The organism is Hymenobacter lapidiphilus (assembly GCF_003417065.2).
GTDB lineage: Bacteria > Bacteroidota > Bacteroidia > Cytophagales > Hymenobacteraceae > Hymenobacter.
In genome coordinates, this window is sequence record NZ_QVLT01000014.1 from 91,047 (window position 1) to 108,353 (window position 17,307).

The 17,307-nt window shown below is 64.4% G+C and carries 17 protein-coding genes; 6 read left to right on the forward strand and 11 right to left on the reverse strand.

What is annotated here, in order from left to right; all coding sequences use genetic code 11:
• Nucleotides 1–19: 19 nt before the first annotated feature.
• The 9 genes from D0N36_RS10370 to D0N36_RS10410 all read right to left on the reverse strand — a co-directional run bounded on the left by D0N36_RS10370 (nt 20) and on the right by D0N36_RS10410 (nt 8,785).
• Entirely contained in the window at nt 20–514 is a 495-nt protein-coding gene (locus tag D0N36_RS10370; protein ID WP_116941320.1) for a DUF1905 domain-containing protein, read from the reverse strand.
• Nucleotides 511–996 (reverse strand): glycosyltransferase, encoded by a 486-nt coding sequence (locus tag D0N36_RS10375; RefSeq protein ID WP_190242612.1) that lies wholly within the window; start codon nt 994–996, stop codon nt 511–513. Before D0N36_RS10375 ends, D0N36_RS10370 begins: the two co-directional genes overlap by 4 nt.
• Nucleotides 997–1,054: 58 nt before the next feature.
• Nucleotides 1,055–1,618 carry a flagellar biosynthesis protein FlhF gene (locus D0N36_RS10380; RefSeq protein WP_190242613.1) on the reverse strand — a complete coding sequence of 188 codons (564 nt, stop codon included), beginning with the start codon at nt 1,616–1,618 and terminating at the stop codon, nt 1,055–1,057.
• 111 nt (nt 1,619–1,729) lie between these two features.
• Complete coding sequence (locus D0N36_RS10385; RefSeq protein WP_116941322.1) at nt 1,730–4,249, reverse strand: reprolysin-like metallopeptidase; 2,520 nt, start codon at nt 4,247–4,249, stop codon at nt 1,730–1,732.
• Nucleotides 4,250–4,515: 266 nt separating this feature from the next.
• Nucleotides 4,516–5,718, reverse strand: a complete 1,203-nt coding sequence (locus D0N36_RS10390) for an esterase/lipase family protein (RefSeq protein ID WP_116941323.1) — start codon at nt 5,716–5,718, stop codon at nt 4,516–4,518.
• Between the two features lie 144 nt (nt 5,719–5,862).
• Complete coding sequence (locus tag D0N36_RS10395) at nt 5,863–6,855, reverse strand: T9SS type A sorting domain-containing protein (protein ID WP_116941324.1); 993 nt, start codon at nt 6,853–6,855, stop codon at nt 5,863–5,865.
• Nucleotides 6,856–6,935: 80 nt separating this feature from the next.
• A complete protein-coding gene (locus D0N36_RS10400; protein ID WP_190242614.1) occupies nt 6,936–7,484 on the reverse strand; it encodes a rhomboid family intramembrane serine protease in 549 nt (182 codons plus the stop codon).
• Between the two features lie 5 nt (nt 7,485–7,489).
• On the reverse strand, nt 7,490–7,795 hold the full coding sequence (locus tag D0N36_RS10405) for a hypothetical protein (RefSeq protein ID WP_116941326.1): 306 nt from the start codon (nt 7,793–7,795) through the stop codon (nt 7,490–7,492).
• Nucleotides 7,796–7,927: 132 nt separating this feature from the next.
• Nucleotides 7,928–8,785 (reverse strand): hypothetical protein, encoded by an 858-nt coding sequence (locus D0N36_RS10410; protein WP_147320830.1) that lies wholly within the window; start codon nt 8,783–8,785, stop codon nt 7,928–7,930.
• A gap of 182 nt (nt 8,786–8,967) precedes the next feature.
• Between D0N36_RS10410 and D0N36_RS10415 the strand changes: the two genes are divergently transcribed.
• From D0N36_RS10415 to D0N36_RS10430, 4 genes are all read left to right on the forward strand, one after another.
• On the forward strand, nt 8,968–9,204 hold the full coding sequence (locus D0N36_RS10415) for a hypothetical protein (protein ID WP_116941328.1): 237 nt from the start codon (nt 8,968–8,970) through the stop codon (nt 9,202–9,204).
• Nucleotides 9,205–9,330: 126 nt separating this feature from the next.
• Nucleotides 9,331–10,533, forward strand: a complete 1,203-nt coding sequence (locus D0N36_RS10420) for a serine hydrolase (protein ID WP_116941329.1) — start codon at nt 9,331–9,333, stop codon at nt 10,531–10,533.
• A 26-nt stretch (nt 10,534–10,559) separates the two neighbouring features.
• Complete coding sequence (locus D0N36_RS10425) at nt 10,560–10,961, forward strand: hypothetical protein (RefSeq protein WP_116941330.1); 402 nt, start codon at nt 10,560–10,562, stop codon at nt 10,959–10,961.
• Nucleotides 10,962–11,010: 49 nt separating this feature from the next.
• The gene (locus D0N36_RS10430; protein ID WP_116941331.1) at nt 11,011–11,640 is read left to right on the forward strand and encodes a M15 family metallopeptidase; all 630 of its coding nucleotides are present in this window, start codon (nt 11,011–11,013) and stop codon (nt 11,638–11,640) included.
• Between the two features lie 77 nt (nt 11,641–11,717).
• On the opposite strand, the gene dinB is transcribed toward D0N36_RS10430, so the two are convergent.
• Both dinB and D0N36_RS10440 read right to left on the reverse strand, forming a co-directional pair.
• Nucleotides 11,718–12,800, reverse strand: a complete 1,083-nt coding sequence (dinB, locus tag D0N36_RS10435; protein ID WP_116941332.1) for a DNA polymerase IV — start codon at nt 12,798–12,800, stop codon at nt 11,718–11,720.
• A 50-nt stretch (nt 12,801–12,850) separates the two neighbouring features.
• Nucleotides 12,851–13,786, reverse strand: a complete 936-nt coding sequence (locus D0N36_RS10440) for a DMT family transporter (protein ID WP_116941333.1) — start codon at nt 13,784–13,786, stop codon at nt 12,851–12,853.
• A 254-nt stretch (nt 13,787–14,040) separates the two neighbouring features.
• Between D0N36_RS10440 and D0N36_RS10445 the strand changes: the two genes are divergently transcribed.
• Nucleotides 14,041–15,288 (forward strand): replication-associated recombination protein A, encoded by a 1,248-nt coding sequence (locus D0N36_RS10445; protein ID WP_190242616.1) that lies wholly within the window; start codon nt 14,041–14,043, stop codon nt 15,286–15,288.
• Between the two features lie 173 nt (nt 15,289–15,461).
• Nucleotides 15,462–17,219 carry a signal peptide peptidase SppA gene (gene sppA, locus D0N36_RS10450; RefSeq protein ID WP_116941335.1) on the forward strand — a complete coding sequence of 586 codons (1,758 nt, stop codon included), beginning with the start codon at nt 15,462–15,464 and terminating at the stop codon, nt 17,217–17,219.
• Nucleotides 17,220–17,307 lie beyond the last annotated feature (88 nt).

The window sequence follows — 17,307 nt, forward strand, 5'->3', positions numbered from 1 at the left end:
ACAGCTAACAGCTAACAGCTCAGGTGTTCTTCGTTCTGCGGCCCGATTCGGCTTGTTCCAGGGCCTCGGTAATGCGCAGGTCGCGGGCGTCGGGCTTTTTGGCCCGGCTGATGTGCTGGGCCAGCTGCTTGCGCTGGGTGAAGGGCAGGGCGTCGAACCTGGCCTGCAGGCCGGTGCGGTCGAGGGCCTGCGCCAGCTCGGCGGGCAGCTCCAGGCCACTGGGGTCGGTGTCGTGCCACAGCACTACATGCACGGTATCGGCCCAGGTTTTACCAATTGCGTTGCGCACTTCCTTGCGCACGCTGAAGCCATGGCTCTCGCCGCCCATCGGCGTCAGGTTCAGGCGAATAGGAAATCCATCGATGGTGCCCTGCACGGGCAGTGCGCCCTTAACGCCATATTCGGCCGTCACATCGAAGGGTACAACTACAAACACGCCGTTGTCGGCTCCGTCCATTTCGAGGGGAGCATCGAATTCGTGGCGATTTGGCGTAGCGGAGGTAGAGGAACTCATTTTGAAGAAGGGGTAATAAAGGAGCCGGCCGAATGGCCCGGCCGGTGGTGTTCGATGTGAAGCAGCCGCTCGTTGATGGCGGCCGTATTGCTGACGGAAATTGTCTGGAGCCGCTCGGGCGGCAACTGATACCGCTCGGTCAGCAGGCTGGCTACCTCGGCTGTAGAAGCCAGCACCAAATCGGCGCGGCGCAGGGCCAGGCGTTCCAGGGCTACGGCCCAGCCGGTTTCGGAGGGGGCGGCCCGCTCCTGGGCCAGGCTATGCACGTGCAGCACCAGGGGCCAGCCCGTCAGCTGCCGGATTTCCATGGCCGCCAGCCAGGTGGGCCAATCTACGGCATAAATCACGGCGAACTGCTTGCCACAGGCCCAGCTGGTCGCAAACCGCGCATACTGAATTACCTGAAAGTTGAGGTCGGCTGCTGTAGCGTTGGGCGGGTTGCGCCCCAGGGCAGCCAGCTCCTGCGTAAGCGTGGCGTGCACCGGCGAGAGCGACGGTGGCGGACCCAGCGCAACATGGGAGGGAGTAGGAGTAGTCGAATCAGCCGGGCCCTGCTTCGGCTGCCCGGCGGCGCGGGCAGATGGTGCAGGGTTCGGTTCGACCAGTTCGGGGCGGTCGGGCCGGGTGCCGATAGCCGGGAAATCTCCATCGACCGGGGTTCTGGCCGCTGGCGCTGCCGAAGCGACTGGTGGGCGGGCGGGCTCGGCCGGCAGCTGGCCGGCTGGCCGGGCGCAGCCGCCAGGCTGCCGGTGCAACAGAGGCAATGGGCCTGGCCGAAACCCTGGGAGTGGCGCCCTGATAGGGTGCGGCCGGACTGCCGCTACCGATGTATGGGGCTGCCGGGGCCTGCCACGCTGCCGGACTCGGGCTGGTGCGGGCGGCAGCCCGAATAGCGGCCAAGTCCAGCTCGGCCAACCCGGTAGTGCGCAGGCTGTCCCCGGCGGCGGCAAAGGCCGGCTGCGGCTCGTGGGGCAGCAGCACCGCCAGGTTGGCTAGCGGAGCCAGCTGCTGCACCAGGGTGCGGAGCGGCGCAATGGCCGCTGGCTGGGGAGGGAATACTTCATTCCAGCCAAGCAGCAATACGCGGGAAGAAGCAGTGGACATAGGCTAGCAGATGGTCGAGGTAGATACCAGGAGTACGGCAAGGTAGAAAAAAAGGTAATGGGGCTCCGGGCCGCACTCCTCATTTCACTCCTGGTTTCAGCCTCCACAGGGCTACTCCACCACTAGTCGCTGGCTTTGGCTGCCGCTGCGCACCAGGTACAGCCCGGCGCGCAGGCTCGCGGGCAACTCCAGGGCCAGGGGGCCGGTGGGCGGCATGATGGTCGTCAGCAGCACGCGGCCCGTTAGGTCGAGCAGCTGCACTGGCTGGCCAGCGGGCAGGCCGGCCACCGTTACCCGGCCCTCGCGGGCGGGGTTGGGCCACAGCTGCCAGCCGGCGCTGCCAGCCGGCACCGCCACCGGCCGCACCTCCGACGGGCTGGCCGTGCTGTCGAAATCGAGTTGCTGCAGGCGGTAGTACACCAGCTTCGAGCCGTAGGTGGGCAACTGGCTGTCGGTGAACTCGTAAGTGGCCGCCTCACCGCGGCCGGGTATCCAGGCCCGGCGCCGGAAAACCGTGCCATCAGTGGATACTTCTACCGCAAAGCCCGAGTTGTTGAGCTCGGTGGCCGTGCGCCAGCGTAGCTGGGCCGTCGTTCCGCGCGCCTCGGCCGTAAAACTGACCAGCGTAACGGGCAGCGGGACCAGCGGGCCGCTCAGGGTAATGGTGGCCGGGCTGAGGGCAAAAAACACGTTGCCCACGGCTTCCACCTTAAGCCGGCCTTTGGTGGTGTTCAGGTTGGGCAGGCGTACCGAGGCCGTACCGTTATTGGGTACGCTGGCCGCCAATACGGTAGGAAAGGTCAGGCCGCCGTCGTTGGAAAACAGAATCCGCACGTTGGCGCAGCTCACGGGCGCCTGGTCGGTGCCGAGCACATCCCAGGTTACGGCGTAAGTGCTGCCCGGAGCGGCCGTGAGGGCTGCGGCCGGGGCCGTTACCCGAAACGGACCCGCATCGGCCACGCTCATACGCAGGTTGGCGCCGGCCACGCCGCCGCGGTTGTCGCGCACGGTAAGGCGGAAGTTGAGCGGCCGCGCTACCAGTGGCAGAATTTCGCCCACCGAACTGGTGTTATTCAGGACGGCGTTTAGCTGCGGAAACGTGCGCGTAGGGCTGGTATTGGGTACAAAGCTGCGAAACAGCGGCGGCGCGCTGGCGTCGGTGGCCGCCCCGGCCAGGCCGCTGGGGTCGCCTAAATCCAGCTGCTCCCAGCTGTAGGCCAAGGCATCGTTGTCGGGGTCGGTGGCGGTACCGGTGAGTGCAAAGGGGGTGCCTTTGGGAAGAACGAACGAGCCGGCCGGCACCTGCGCAGTGGGTGCGCGGTTGCCGTTGTTGGCCGTTAGCGTGCCGCAGGTGAGTTTAGGTACAATGGCGCTCAGGCTGGCCGCATGAAAGTACACAATGCCTTCCCCCACGTTGTCGGGGTTGCAGCGTCCATCATACGACATCACCGTGTTGCCCGCGCCCGGCTCGTAGGCCAGAGTGTTGCTGCGGTTGCCGCTGCAAATGCCTTTGTCGCCGTTGAAAGTGTGGCCGGAACCCAGCTGGTGCCCGATTTCGTGCAGGGTTACTTCCGCAAGAAAATTAGCGTTGCTGGCCGTAGATGACCCGCCGCCCTTGCCTGATATTCCCGAAGCAGTGGAGCACACCACGCCCACGTAAGCCACCCCCGAGTAGCCGCCGCTGTTGTAGCCCAGTACATGGCCCAGGTCGTAGTTGGCGGCCCCAATTTGGGTGTTGAGTACGCCCGCATTGGCGTTCAGCAGGCCTATGGGCGAGGTATCGGAATAAGGGCTGGTAGCGGCGTCGGCGAAGATGAGCTTATCGTTGCCGGCCACCAGCTCCAGGCGCAGGGCCAGTTCCCGCTCGTACACGCCGTTGAGCGAGTTCACCAGCTTCACAACTTCGCTCATGGTACCGGCTACGGTGCCGCCGCCCAGCCGGCTTACAAACTCGTTGGTAGTGGCCACGGCCAGGCGCAGCGTGCGCAGCTGCCCGCCATATGGCGCAGGTGGGGCCGGGGGCGTATCACCGGGGCGCTGTAGCGGCGCATCGGGCGGCAACAGGCTTTGGCAGTCGAAAGCAACCGGGGCCTGCGGGCGGCTCTGATAAAGGGTGGAAGCGGTGGCCGACTCGTCGGTCAGAATGCTGCTGACGGCCCCATCGGCGGCCAGTAGCTGGGCGTGCAGCCCGGTTGGCGTCCACTCCAGGCGCACGGTGGCAGCGGGCTCATCGAGCGAGCGGCCGGCAAACGTGCGCAGGCGCGGGTAGCGGGCGGCCAGCGCCGGGGCCATTACGGGCACCCGCGTGAAAGCGTAGCGGTGCATCTGGCCATCGGGGTGGGGCAGTTCCAGCACTACCGGGGCCGCAGGTTGGTTTTCGGCCGGGGCCAGCGCCAGCCGGGCGGCCAGCTGGGTGGTATCGAGCCGGAACCAGCGGGCAGGCGGGCCAGCTACGGGGCTGCGGGCTGCTGCCGGCGCGGCCACCGGCTCCCAGAGCGACGCGGCTTGCCCAGCCGTGGTGGCCGGATTTACAGGATTGGACTGTGCCGCAACGAAGGTTGGCTGGCTGGCCAGAACGGCGAAAAAGAAGCCGCCAAGCAGCGGCCGAAGCGAAGAAAGAGTTGGTTGCATAGAAGCGGATAGAGAACAAAGCGACCCTGCCGGGATAAGCTGCCCGGACAGGTCGTGGCGCTCAAACGCCTGACTGCGTGGAATAATGCCCGCCAATTTGCCTCTGTTATGCCCCGGCCCCGGTTAGGTGTAGTTATGTATCGGAATCATTAAAAAAAGCGGCTAACTTCTTGCCTGCTTGCTACTTAATGCGGACGGAGTTCTATACAAAATTCGGGCATCCAGCCGCCGCCGCCCGTTGCGCCCAGACGGTTCCGGCGTTGCCACTAGCCAATTCGCTCGCGCAGGTACTGGTACACCTCGGGGTTGCTGAGTAGCGTGCCGTGGTGGAGCTGCGGGTACACGCGGGTGCTGATGAGCCGGCCGGGCGGGGCGGCGGGATCCTGAAAAATGCGGCCGGCGGCGCTGCCGGCTCCCACCAGTCCGTCGCCAAAGTAATCGTGCAGCGCCGAATTGGCCGATTTCAGCAACGAGCCCATCAGCACGTGGTAGTGTACGTGGGGCAGCAGTGGCACCACTGTGCGGGGCGGAAACAGGTCGTCGGCGTGAGGACTCTGCCAGTCCTGATCTACGAGCAGAGCGTGGCGCAAATCCTTGATGCCATTGCTGCGCTGGTCGAGCAGGCCGCTGATGGCGCGGGTGGGCCAAAGGTTGATTTTGCGCAGTACCAGGCTGGTGAGGTGGCTGTTCTGCTCCAGAAACGAGCCGTCGTTGGGTACGCCCAGCAGAAACACGTCGCGCATGCGGGCCAGCCAGCTGGTGTTTTCCGGGGTGGATTTCGCAGTTTTTGGTTCGCGTTGTTCGTCGTTATCCAGCTGCTTATCGGATGGTACGGGGGTAGCTACCCCGTCAGCAGCCGCTATCAGCCCATCGGCAGCATGTTCAATTTCTGCATAGTAGCCTGCCGAGCGGATGAGCAGCCCACCCATGCTGTGGCCCACCAGCACCAGCTCGCCCACGGCGTCGGGGTAGGTAGCGACCAGCTCGGCCAGCAGCTCGTGGAGGCGGCGGCCGTTCTCGGAAATATGCAGGCCCGAGTTATAGCGCACGTACAGGCAGCACACTTCGGGTAGGTCTTGCTGCAGGCGCGGGCCAAAACGCAGGTCGTCGGGGCCGTGGCCGGTCTGCCAGATAACTTCATCGCCCATCAGCCCGTGCAGAAACACCACTGTCGTGCGCGGCCGGCCGCCGGTGGCCGGCTGCAGGCCAAGGTCGGCTACGGCTACATCGGCGGCATAACGGCGGAAGCTGAAACGGATGGTGCGCCGGTCGTGGCGGGCCGCCAGCTGGTCGCCGAAGGCGCCGTTGAGCACGGGTAGCGTGAAGTGCAGGTTGTCCTGGCCGATGCGGTATAGGGCTCCAGCTCCATCGAAGGGGGCCCGGGCGGCCCGGCCCACGGCGGCGGCCACCCGCCGCCAGCGCGGGCGCCGGGGCGAGGGAGTAGCGGCTTGGTCGTCAGCGTCGGTCATGGTGGTAAGGTAGCAAAGAACGCCGCCCGGGGCACGTTGCCGAGGCGGTCGGGGCTTGCTGGCAGATAAGGCTTTGGTTGAAAACAGCAACGGGCCCCGGCAGTTTGCGCCGGACCCCGTTTTTCCATTGGTAACTGGCCTGTTTTACTGAATAACCAGCTTACGGACCACCGGACCAACCGGTGCTTCGAGGCGCAGCAGATATACACCGGCACGCTGCGACCGTAAATCGACGAGGCGGCCGTGGGCGGCGCTGGCCGGGGCCGCGGCCTGGCGCAGCACCACGCGGCCGGTGGCATCGGTAACGGTGAACGGGGCCGTCGAGAGCGAAGCGTCGGTGAGCGAAGCCAGGCTGAACTCGCCGGTGGCGCTGGGGTTGGGGTACACCTGCAGCGCGGCCGTAGCGGCTGGGTTTCGGGTGCCGGTTACGGTGCCCACCAGCTGCACATCATCAATAAACAGGCGGCTGCCGGTGCCAGCCGCTTCGGCCGTAGTCGAGGCAAATGCCATCTGCAGGGTGTCAGGAGTCTGATTCGAGAGGTACGTAATGGGCATATCCATGAGCGTGTAAGTGCTCTGCGGGGCCAGCACCTCAATCACCTCGGCTATCGGGCTGAACCGGCGCGTGAGCAGAACACCCGCAATGGCCGAATCGGCCTTGGCCGCGGGCCCCGTGAGCTTGTACCAGAACTGCATGCGGCTGGGCCGGCCGGTGTACGGGATGCCTACCAAGTCTCCGTTGGCCGTTATCGAGCCCTGCAGTAGCAGGGCGGGCAGGTCGAAAGCGTCGTCGGCGGCGGCGGCCCGGCGGGCCAGCACCCGCTGCGGCAGGCCTTTGAGCACCGGCAGGCGGACGGCGGTGCCATTGCGCAGGGGTGCCGACTGGCTCTGCAACTGCGCCGCGAAGCTGCCGCCGTGCGCGTCGCTGCTTTTCGTAACGGTGCGCGGAAACAGAATCGGGGGTATATTCTCGCTTGCTAGTGCGTCGTCGATGGTTAGCCAGCTGGCCGGCGCTTCTACGCCTTTGCGGGGCGCCCAGGTTTCAAGGTTGCCATTGGGAAGAGGAGCCGGAGCCTGGGCCCGAGCCAACAGCGGTAAGCCCGCCGCAGCTACTAAAAAGTATAAGGTTTTTCTCATGGAACAAGGATACTCACCGAAACCAAATGGTTGGTATGGGGCCCGAAAAAATCTGACTTTGGGCCGCCCCTGCGCCCGGCTTAGTCGCTGCTGGCTGCCGGAGCCGGCAGCAGGGCGCCCAGCACGGCCCCGCCTAGCAGGCCGCCTACGTGGGCCGCGTTGTCGGTGGTGTGGGCTTCGAGGCCGCCTACCAGGCTGCTCACCATAAAATAGAGCACGAACATGCCCAGCGCCGCCCGCTCGGAACGGCTGAGCGAGGCCGGCCGGCGCAGCAGCGTGGCCAGCAGCAGCCCATAAAGCCCGAAAATGGCTCCCGAAGCACCCACCGAGTTAACGCCCTGGCTGTGCCACCACAAACTGGCCAGGCTGCCCGCCACTCCGCTCAACAGGTACACTCCCAGCAGCCGCCTGCTGCCCACCAGGCGCTCAGTCAGCAGCCCCAGAAAAACCAATGTGAGCAGATTGAGCAGCAGATGGCCGAAGCCGCCGTGCAGAAACGTGCTGGTTAGTAGCCGCCAGGGCTGGCCGGGCAGCGTGAGGGCTGAGTAGTTGGATCCCCAGCGGATGAGGTCGGCGCCGGCGGGCTGCAGCAGGTTGGTACCGGCCAGCCCCAGCAGCAGGTAGGCCACCAGGTTCAGCCAGAGCAGTGCCGGTGTGGCCCGGTAGCCCGGCCGGAACTCAAAAATACCCCGCAGCGTGGCCGCGACCCCGCCCTGGACGCAGCCTCAGGCGGCCCGGCGGGGCGGGGCGGAGCTGCTTCCGGGTTGGGTACAAGGCCGCGCCGCTGCAGCTCGTGGCCGGCGGCCTGGCCCACGGCTGGCGGGTACTCGGCCGCATGGCGGGCCAGGTACAGCAGCTCGGCCTCGGTGTAGCCGGTCAGCGGGTTGGTAGCGGGGTCGGGAGGAAGCGGGTCGGGAGGGAGGTTGGCGGAATCGGGCATGGGCGGCACAGGAAGAGCTAAGCGCCGCTTCATCCTGTCGAGTCAGATGCTGTGCGGCCCTGCAGCCGGCTTCACAAACCCTGCCAGCCCGCGCCGCCTGCCAGAGTTGCCGGCTCAGCCCCCAAACCCGGCCTACAGCGTTTCGAGCCGGCCCCGAATAGGAGCGGCCTTGCGGTACTGGCCCAGTACCTCGCGGCTGATGGCCTTAGCTTCCTGCTGGTCCCGCTCTACGTCGTTGTTGAGTGGTGGCATATCCATTTCGGCGTGGGCCTTGAGGGATTCGAGTGAGGAGCGGCGTAGCCCCATGCCGCGCTGCATCAGGGCCAAGCGGCTGTCCATTTCCGGCGTCAGGTTCTGGTCGTAGGCCATGGCGCCTAAAAACCAGTTGATGCGCTCCAGCGCGATGGTAACCTGTCCCGGAAACACGTCCGTAACCGAATCGGCTTCGGCCTGGGCCGTGAGATGGGCCGCCGTATTTTCGGCCAGCCAGTAGCGGCGGGCCATGCGGGCGTAGCGGCCGGCGGCGGTGGTGTCGGCGCGGTCGGCGGCGGGCAGCAGCCGGCGGGTAATGGCCACCTGCCCGGCTGCTTCCTGCTCGAAGGAAGGCAGGGGCCGGATAACAGTAGTTTCGAGTACAATGGGGGCGGCCGGAGTTGCGGCGGCCGTTACGGTGGGCGTAGGGCGAAAGGCCCACCAGGCCACGGCCAGCACCACGGCCAGCAGCAGCCCGCCCAGCAGCCACCTGTTGCCGCGGCCCGCTGGCGCGGTGTCGTCATAGTCGGCCTCAACCGGCAGGGCGGCAGGTTCGGAGAACGAGGGTGCGGCGGGCACCAGCGCCCCGCGCTGCCGGAGCTCCTGCCGGGCGCGGGCCACTACGCCCGAATCGTAGAAGCCGGGGTTTTCGATGAGGTGCTGTAGCTCGGCAGTGGTTTTCTGCTGAAACGAATCGGGGGCGGAAGGCAAGCCGGGCATAGCGAATAACAGGGGCAAAATCGGCCGTTAAGTTGGGAAAAAGCCCGCATTTTTCAACTGGCTGCCCCTAACAAGGCGACTGTTCGGTGCGTATAGCCCCCAGGAGTTGCGCCGGACTTACACCGGTAGTTCCTGCCCAAAGGGGCGTTAGGCTGCCACGGCCTGCTGCCTACATATCACTCACGCTACTTTTCTTTTCTATGAAAGATTCTGCAGAACAAGCCAAAAAGCCCGGTGCCGCCGACGCAATAGCCGATGGGGCCGGAGCCGCCGCCCAGCAAACCGATTCGCAGGCTGCTGCCGGCGCGAACCCCGAGGCCGCCATTCCCGAAAGCACCCAGGAAAACATGGGCGACGGCACGGGCATCCGGGGCGGCTACGGCAACAGCGACCAGACCAACGGCCTCGAAGGTGGCCCCCAGACGCCTTCCAAGTAAGCCGACGGTCTGTGTCGCGAAAACACCCGACCTGCACTCCGGACGTATGTCTCGGGGTGCGGGTCGGGTGTTTTTTGCCCTACCTTCCGTTCGTTTCAGCCACTTGCTACCGTAATCCGGCCATCCATGCGCTACCTGTTACTCTGTCTGCTCCTGACTGCAACCGGCGCGGCGTACGGCCAAAATCCGCTGCCGCAGTTGTTGCGCACCGATCCGATACTGGCCGCCGTGGCCCGGCAGGCCGGGGAGCACCGCCTGCAGATTCTGTACACCCAAATCCGGCGAGATGCGCAGGGCCAGCCGCATTTCCGTTCCTACAGCTACCGGCTGCGGCCCGGCGAGTATTTCTACCCGGCCAGCGCCATTAAGCTGCCCGGCGCTCTGCTGGCCCTCGAAAAGCTCCACGACCTGCGCCAGACCCAGCCCGAACTGCGCAGCAACGCCCCACTACGCATAGCCGCCGCCGGCTGGGGCCAGACGCCAGTGGAACGAGACACAACCAGCGCCGACGGCCGCGCCAGCCTGGCGCATTACGTACGCAAAATGCTGCTGGTAAGCGACAACGACGCCTACAACCGCCTCTACGAATTCGTGGGGCCAGCCGAGCTGCAGCAGGGCCTGCGCCGTCACGGATTGCGCCGCACCGTGCTGCGCCACCGGCTCTCAGTCGGCGACCAGGATTCGACGGCCCGCCATACCAACCCGCTGGCCCTGTACACCGATACCACGCTGGCCCGGCCACTGTACCTGCAGCCGGCCGCCTACTTTGGGGGCCGCTGGCCCCATGGGCAGCGGCGGGGCCGGCTCATTGGCACGGCCTACCTGGAGGACCAGCAAAAAATCGATAAACCATTCGATTTCAGCACTAAAAACGCTACCACCCTCGTCGATTTACAGCGCAGCCTGCAGCTGGTGCTGTTCCCCGAAACCGTTCCGCCCGCCCAGCGCCTGCGCCTCGATTCGGCCGACCGTCGCCTGGTGCTCAACAGCCTGCACCAGTTGCCCCGCCAAAGCCAGCATCCGCGCTACCTGCCAGCCGACTACCCCGATAACTACGTGAAGTTTCTGTTGGCCGGCGGCCCCGCCGGGCCGCTGCCGGAAGGCGTGCGCATCTACAATAAAATAGGATTGGCCTATGGCTTCCTCATCGACAACGCCTACATCGTCAACCCCGAAACCGGCGTCGAATTCATGCTCAGCGCCGTTATCTACGTGAACTCCGACGGCGTGCTCAACGACGATAGATACGACTACGATTCCGTCGGTTTTCCGTTCCTGCGCCGCCTGGGCGAAGTTGTGTACGAGTACGAGAAAAGCCGGCGTAAATAATTTCCGCACCCTGAAACGACCTGTGTATGAAGCTTTTCCCGGCCCTGTCAACGCTGTTTTTCTATGGATTTCTGGCTTTGACCTTGATTGCCTGTGAATCCGGTAAAGAGCGAAAAACCGAAGATGGATTTATCGTTTGCAGCATGGCGGACATCGTGGAAAATCCCGGAGACTTCCATTTGAAAAAAGTGAAGGTGCCCGGAATTTTCACCTACGAATTCGAGAACGTGTGCATCCGCCGCAACTGGCCGAATAACGCTGATAGAATTTGGCTGGATTCTGGAGGTCCTGCTACAATCCTGAGCCCGGCAGTTTTGGCAAGCCTGAAGGAAGAAAAAATAGTCATAAGCGGCATTTACCACATGGATCAAAAAGGCCACCTGGATAAATACCAGGGCACTATTCAGTGCCTTGGCATCAGCAACTGAGCCCTACTGAAAAGCAGGTCCTATTCTGGCGTTTCAACGGCGCAAAACTATGTCCCGCAATCCCTATAATCTGCCGTTAATCTGCTCCGGGGAGGAGTACCGGGCGCGGGTGGCCGCCGACCCCGACCAGCAGCTGGTGGACTTAGCGAAGCAGGTGCCCGGCCTCGTGCTGGATGTGCGCTACGCCACCGCCGACAACCTGGCGGGCCGCTCGCTGTACACCCGCGCTCAGGCCCTGCTGCGCCGGCCGGTGGCCGTGGCCCTGGCACGGGTGCAGGAGAGCTTGGCCTTATTCGGTGTGGGCCTGTGCGTGTACGATGCCTACCGGCCCTACCACGTAACGCGCGCATTCTACGAGCTGATTGGCGACGAAGACTTCGCCGCGCCGCCCTGGCGGGGCTCGCGCCACAACCGCGGCTGCTCGGTCGATGTAGGGCTGGTGCAGCTAAGCACCGGCCAGCCCCTGCCGCTACCTACCGCCTTCGATGAGCTGACGCCAGCCGCCCACGTTCGCTACCTCGATTTGCCGGGCCACGTGCTTTTCAACCGCAGCCTGCTGCTGGCCGCCATGCACCTACAGGGGTTCCGCAACTATCCCGCCGAATGGTGGCACTTCGACCACCCCCGCTGGCCCGAGTTCGACCTGCTGGATTTGTCGTTTGAGGAAGTGGGTCTTTGAGTAGCTGATAGCTGATAGTTTTTCGTCTATTTTCATCAGTGAAAGCTAACCGCTAGTGGCTTTCAGCTAACAGCTACCTACAAAGCCAGTCCCAGCTGCTGGCCTATTTGGTCTTCCTGGCTTTCGAGGGTGGAGAGCGTGAGGCCCAGCAGGCGCACGCCTAACGGCACGGGTAGCAGGGCCAGCAGCAGCTCGTAGGCCAGGCGCTCGGCCTGCTCGCGGTGTTGCAGCGGGGCAAACAGCGTGCGGCTGCGGGTTATCTGCTGGAAGTCGGCGTACTTGACTTTGAGCGTGAGCGTGCGGCCGCGTACGCCCAGGCGTTCGGCGTGGGCCCAGGTGGTTTCGAGGCAGGGGAGGAGGCGGGCCCAGAGGTCGTCGTAGCTGGTCAGGTCGTGCTCGAAGGTGGTTTCGTTGCCGATGGACTTGCGCACCCGGTCAGGCCGGACGGGGCGCGGGTCCTGGGCGCGGGCGATGAGGTAGTAGTGCGAGCCGGCCTTACCGAAATGCTGCCGCAGAAAGGCTTCCGACTGCTGCCGCAAATCGAGGCCCGAGAAGATGCCGAGTTGGTTGAGCCGCGCCGCCGTAGCCGGGCCGATGCCATGAAACTCGCCTACCCGCAGCACTTCCACAAAGGCCAGCCCCTGCTCGGGCCGGATGACAAACTGCCCGTTGGGTTTGCGGTAATCGGAAGCCAGCTTGGCCAGAAACTTATTGTAGCTGATGCCCGCCGAGGCCGTCAGCTGGGTCTGGCGCAGGATTTCGGCCCGGATTTCGCGCGCCACCTGGCTGGCCAGCACCACCCCCTTCAGGTTCTCGGTTACGTCGAGGTAGGCCTCATCCAGGGAAAGCGGCTCAATAAGCGGCGTGTACTCGGCGAAAATGGCCCGAATCTGCCGCGACACTTCCTTGTACACCTCGAAGCGCGGCTTGACGAACACCAGCTCGGGGCAGCGCCGTCGCGCCAGCGCCGACGACATGGCCGAGCGCACCCCAAACTGCCGGGCCTCGTAGCTGGCCGCCGCCACCACGCCCCGCTCGCGCGAGCCGCCCACCGCCACCGGCCGCCCCCGCAACTCCGGCTGGTCGCGCTGCTCCACGGAGGCATAAAAGGCGTCCATGTCAAGGTGAATAATTTTACGGATTTCGGCGGCGGGGTCCACTAGTACAAAGATAACCAGCAGCGCGAAGCCCCCTCCTCAACAACCCCGTTTTAATCCTGCACTGGCCCCAGCGGCGGCACGGCGGCCAGCTGGCTCGGCTTGGGCTTGCGGCTCACCAGAAACACGCCCAGGAAAATCAGCAGGCCCTGGCCGGCCCGTTCCCAGCTCATGTGGTCTTTGCCTAAGCCCACGGCAATGAGCACGGCCAGGGCCGGCTGCAGGTAGATATAGGTGCCCAGCAGCGCGGGCGAAGCATATTTGAGGGCCCAGTTGTTGAGCAGATACGCCAGAATGGTCACGCACAACACCATGTAGGCCACCGCCGCCCAGATGCCGGGCGGGAAGCTGGCGTAGTCGGCGGCGGCGGCTTGCTGCCAGCCGACGGGCACGGCCAGCACCGCGCCCACCAGAAAGATGCGCGCCAGCACCGTAAACGGGTGGTATTTGCGCATCAGCGGCATTACAATTACCAGGTAAATGCCAAACGCCGTGGCGTTGAGCAAAATGTAGATGTCGCCCAACAGCTCGTTGGAGCCGGCCGCTTCCGTCGAGCTGCGGCTGAGGATTATGCTGGCCGCCCCCAAGCCCGCTACGCCCACGCCCAGCACCCGGCGCAGCGTCAGCTTTTCGCTCAGCAGCAGCGCCGAGGCCAGCACTGTCACTATCGGCGCGATGGTCTGGATGAGCGAGGCGTTGATGGGCGAGGTCAGGTTGAGGCCCGAAAAGAACAGCAGCTGGTTGAGGCCGATGCCCAGCACCCCGCTGGCAATGGAGCGCAGGTTATCGCCGCGGCCGATTATCCGGTCGTGGGGCGCGGCCAGACGGTGGGCGATGGTAAAGAACAGCGTGGCGCCCACAATCCGCAGCAGCACCAGCCCAAATGGACCCATGTAGCGCGGCATCACGTCTTTAGAGATACTGTAGTTGGCCGCGTAAATCAGGGACACCACAAACAGGGCCGCGTGGACTTTAACGGAGGTTTTCATTGGAGAGCTGCAAGCTTTAAGTTGCAAGCTACAAGCTGCCCGCCCGATAAATGGTTGCGCCTAGCCCGCCAAACGATTGTACAGACGCAACCCATTGCGCCTCGGCGTTGAACGGCAGCCTCCCGCCCGAAGCTTGTAGCTTGCGACTTAATGCTTGCAGCTCAAAAATGACCGGCTCCCTTTTCGATTCCGACCCCGCGCCTAAATCCAGCCAGCCGGCCCAACCTGCTGCCAATGCCCCGCTGGCCGAGCGCATGCGCCCCCGCACGCTCGATGAGTATGCCGGCCAGCAGCACCTCATTGGGCCCGAGGGCGTACTGCGGCGCTATTTGCGGGCCGGCCGGCTGCCTTCGCTCATTCTGTGGGGGCCGCCGGGCGTGGGCAAAACCACATTGGCCAACCTGCTGGCTGGCGAGCTGGGCAAGCCTTTCGCCTCGCTGAGCGCGGTGAATGCGGGCGTGAAAGATGTGCGTGAGGTGATTGAGCGGGCCAAGCGGCAGCCCGGCACCATTCTGTTCATTGATGAAATCCACCGCTTCAGCAAAAGCCAGCAGGACGCGCTGCTGGGCGCGGTGGAGCAGGGCGTGGTGACGCTGATTGGGGCCACCACCGAAAACCCCTCGTTCGAGGTGATTCCGGCCGTGCTGAGCCGGACCCAGGTGTACGTGCTGGAGCCGCTGGGCAAGGACGTGCTCATCGGCCTCGTGGATAAAGCCCTGGCCGAAGACGCGGTGCTCAAGCAGAAAAACGTGCGGGTGCAGGACTACGGCGCCCTACTCACCATCTCGGGCGGTGATGCGCGCAAGCTGCTCAACCTGCTCGATATCGTGGTGGAAGCCACCCGGCCCGACCCCAAAACCGGCGAAATCGTGCTCACCGATGAGAGCGTGCAGCAGCTGGCCCAGCAGCGCCTGGCCCGCTACGACAAGGGCGGCGAAATGCACTACGACGTCATTTCGGCCTTCATCAAGAGTATCCGCGGCTCCGACCCCAACGCGGCGCTCTACTACCTGGCCGTGATGCTCGAAGGCGGCGAAGACGTGAAGTTCATTGCCCGCCGGCTGCTCATTCTGGCCTCCGAAGACGTGGGTCTGGCCAACCCCAACGCCCTGATTCTGGCCCAGAGCTGCTTCCAGGCCGTCACGGTTATCGGCATGCCCGAGTCGGATATTATTCTGGGCCAGACGGTAGTGTACCTGGCCACTTCGCCCAAGAGCAACGCCAGTTACAAGGCCATTCGGGCGGCGCGGGCGCTGGTGCGCCAGCAGGGCGTGCAGCCCGTGCCGCTGCCGCTGCGCAACGCGCCCACCAAGCTCATGAAAGAGCTGGATTACGGCAGCCAGTACCAATACTCGCACGATTTCCCCGGTCACTTCGCCTACCAGGAGTTCCTGCCCGAAGCCCTCAGCGGCACCACCTTCTACCACCCCGCCGACAACCCGGCCGAAACCAAAGCCCGCGAGCGGCTGCGGGAGCTGTGGGGCCAGAAGTACGGCATGTAGGGGCGGGGCTTGTCCCCGCCCGCCGCTGGAACAGTAGCGCCGGAACGACGTAGGGGCGGGGACAAGCCCCGCCCCTACGTCGTTCCGGCTGCCAAACGGGCCGTTGGTTGATTAGCCGGCGGCGGGGCAGCAAAGCGCTTACATTTGTTAGCAGACCTCACTTGCCTATTTCCATGCGACAGTTTTTTAAATACGTGCTGGCTACCATCGTCGGCGTTATTGTGCTCAGCATCGTCAGCACGCTGCTGCTGCTGGCCCTGATTGCCGGGCTGGCCTCGTCGGACAAAACCATTACCGTGGCCGAAAATTCGGTGCTGGAGCTCAAGCTCGACAAGCCGATTGGCGAGCGGGGCTTCGAGAACCCGCTGGCCGGCTTTACCGGCGGCCAGGCCAGCACGCTGGGGCTGCACGAGCTGAAAACTGCCATCCGCCGCGCCACCAAGGACGGCGACATCAAGGGCATCTTCCTGAATCTGGAGTTGGTGCAGGGCGGCATGGCCTCGCTGGAGGAAATCCGCCACGAGCTGCTGGAGTTCAAGAAAAGCGGCAAGTTCATCGTCAGCTACGCCGATGCGCAGTCGGAGAAAAGCTACTACCTGGCCTCGGTGGCCGATAAGCTCTACCTCAATCCCCAGGGCACGCTCGAATTCAACGGCCTGAGCTCGGAGCCAACCTACTTCAAAGGCCTGTTCGACAAGCTGGGCGTGGACGTGCAGATTTTCCGGGTCGGTACCTACAAGAGCGCCGTGGAGCCCTACTTCCGCACCAGCATGTCGGACTCGGCGCGGCTACAAACCTCCACCTTCCTCAACTCGATTAACAACGCCATGCTGGCCGACGTGGCCGCCTCGCGCAGCATCGCCCCGGCTCGCCTGAAATTGATTTCGGACTCGATGCTGGTGCATAACGCCGACGACGCTAAGCGTCTGAAGCTGGTAACCGACCTGGGCTACTACGACCAGGCCACCGACTACATGAAGGGCAAGCTGGGCCTCAAGAAAGACGCCAAGCTGAGCCTGCTTGACCTGGGCGACTACGCCAAAAACAACGAGGACGACTTGGGTTCGGGCACCGATAAAATTGCCGTGGTGTACGCCGAGGGCGACATCGTGACCGGCAAGGGCGGCAACTCCAGTATCGGTAGCACCCGCTTCGCCGAAGCCATCCGCAAAGCCCGCCTCGATGACAAGGTGAAGGCCGTGGTACTGCGCATCAACTCGCCCGGCGGCTCCTCGCTGGCCTCCGATATCATCTACCGCGAAGTGATGCTGACCAAGAAAGTGAAGCCCGTGATTGCCAGCATGTCGGACGTGGCGGCTTCGGGCGGCTACTTCATCGCCATGGGCTGCGACACCATTGTGGCCCACCCGACCACCATCACCGGCTCGATTGGCGTGTTCGGTGTGCTGCCCAACCTGGGGCCCTTCCTAAGCGACAAAATCGGTATCACAACCGACCGCGTAACGACCGGCAAATTCTCCGATTTCCCCACCGTAACGCGCGCCCTCACGCCCTACGAGCAGCAGCAGTTTCAGCAGGAAATCAACCGCATCTACGCCGACTTCACCACCAAAGCCGCCGCCGGCCGCAACATGCCCGTCGAGCGTTTGCGCCGGTTCGCCTCGGGCCGGGTCTGGTCGGGCACCGATGCCAAGGCCCGCGGCCTCGTCGACGTGCTGGGCTCGATGGACGACGCGCTGCGCATTGCCGCCCGCCGGGCCAAGCTCAAGGAAGGCGACTACCGCATTCAGCAGCTGCCCCGCCAGAAAACATTCGCCGAAGAGCTCATGAGCTCCTTCGGTACCGAAGCTCGCCAGCGGGCCGTGAAGGAGGAAATGGGCCCGTTTTACCCGATGTACGAGCAGTACAAGAAGCTCTCGGAGATGCGCGGCGCCCAGGCCCGCCTGCCCTTCGAGTTGAACGTGCGGTAGAGCAAGTCGCCAGATTAAAGCTGTCATCCTGAGCGGAGCGAGACCTGGGCAGAAGCTATTCTTTTCTGAAGTCAGCTTCTGTCCAGTC

Excerpts from the sequence above, each read along its gene's own strand:
- D0N36_RS10370 (WP_116941320.1), bottom strand. The coding sequence starts at position 514 with ATGAGTTCCTCTACCTCCGCTACGCCAAATCGCCACGAATTCGATGCT.
- D0N36_RS10380 (WP_190242613.1), bottom strand. The coding sequence starts at position 1,618 with ATGTCCACTGCTTCTTCCCGCGTATTGCTGCTTGGCTGGAATGAAGTA.
- D0N36_RS10385 (WP_116941322.1), bottom strand. The coding sequence starts at position 4,249 with ATGCAACCAACTCTTTCTTCGCTTCGGCCGCTGCTTGGCGGCTTCTTT.
- D0N36_RS10390 (WP_116941323.1), bottom strand. The coding sequence starts at position 5,718 with ATGACCGACGCTGACGACCAAGCCGCTACTCCCTCGCCCCGGCGCCCG.
- D0N36_RS10395 (WP_116941324.1), bottom strand. The coding sequence starts at position 6,855 with ATGAGAAAAACCTTATACTTTTTAGTAGCTGCGGCGGGCTTACCGCTG.
- D0N36_RS10405 (WP_116941326.1), bottom strand. The coding sequence starts at position 7,795 with ATGCCCGATTCCGCCAACCTCCCTCCCGACCCGCTTCCTCCCGACCCC.
- D0N36_RS10415 (WP_116941328.1), top strand. The coding sequence starts at position 8,968 with ATGAAAGATTCTGCAGAACAAGCCAAAAAGCCCGGTGCCGCCGACGCA.
- D0N36_RS10420 (WP_116941329.1), top strand. The coding sequence starts at position 9,331 with ATGCGCTACCTGTTACTCTGTCTGCTCCTGACTGCAACCGGCGCGGCG.
- D0N36_RS10425 (WP_116941330.1), top strand. The coding sequence starts at position 10,560 with ATGAAGCTTTTCCCGGCCCTGTCAACGCTGTTTTTCTATGGATTTCTG.
- D0N36_RS10430 (WP_116941331.1), top strand. The coding sequence starts at position 11,011 with ATGTCCCGCAATCCCTATAATCTGCCGTTAATCTGCTCCGGGGAGGAG.
- D0N36_RS10440 (WP_116941333.1), bottom strand. The coding sequence starts at position 13,786 with ATGAAAACCTCCGTTAAAGTCCACGCGGCCCTGTTTGTGGTGTCCCTG.
- D0N36_RS10445 (WP_190242616.1), top strand. The coding sequence starts at position 14,041 with ATGCGCCCCCGCACGCTCGATGAGTATGCCGGCCAGCAGCACCTCATT.
- sppA (WP_116941335.1), top strand. The coding sequence starts at position 15,462 with ATGCGACAGTTTTTTAAATACGTGCTGGCTACCATCGTCGGCGTTATT.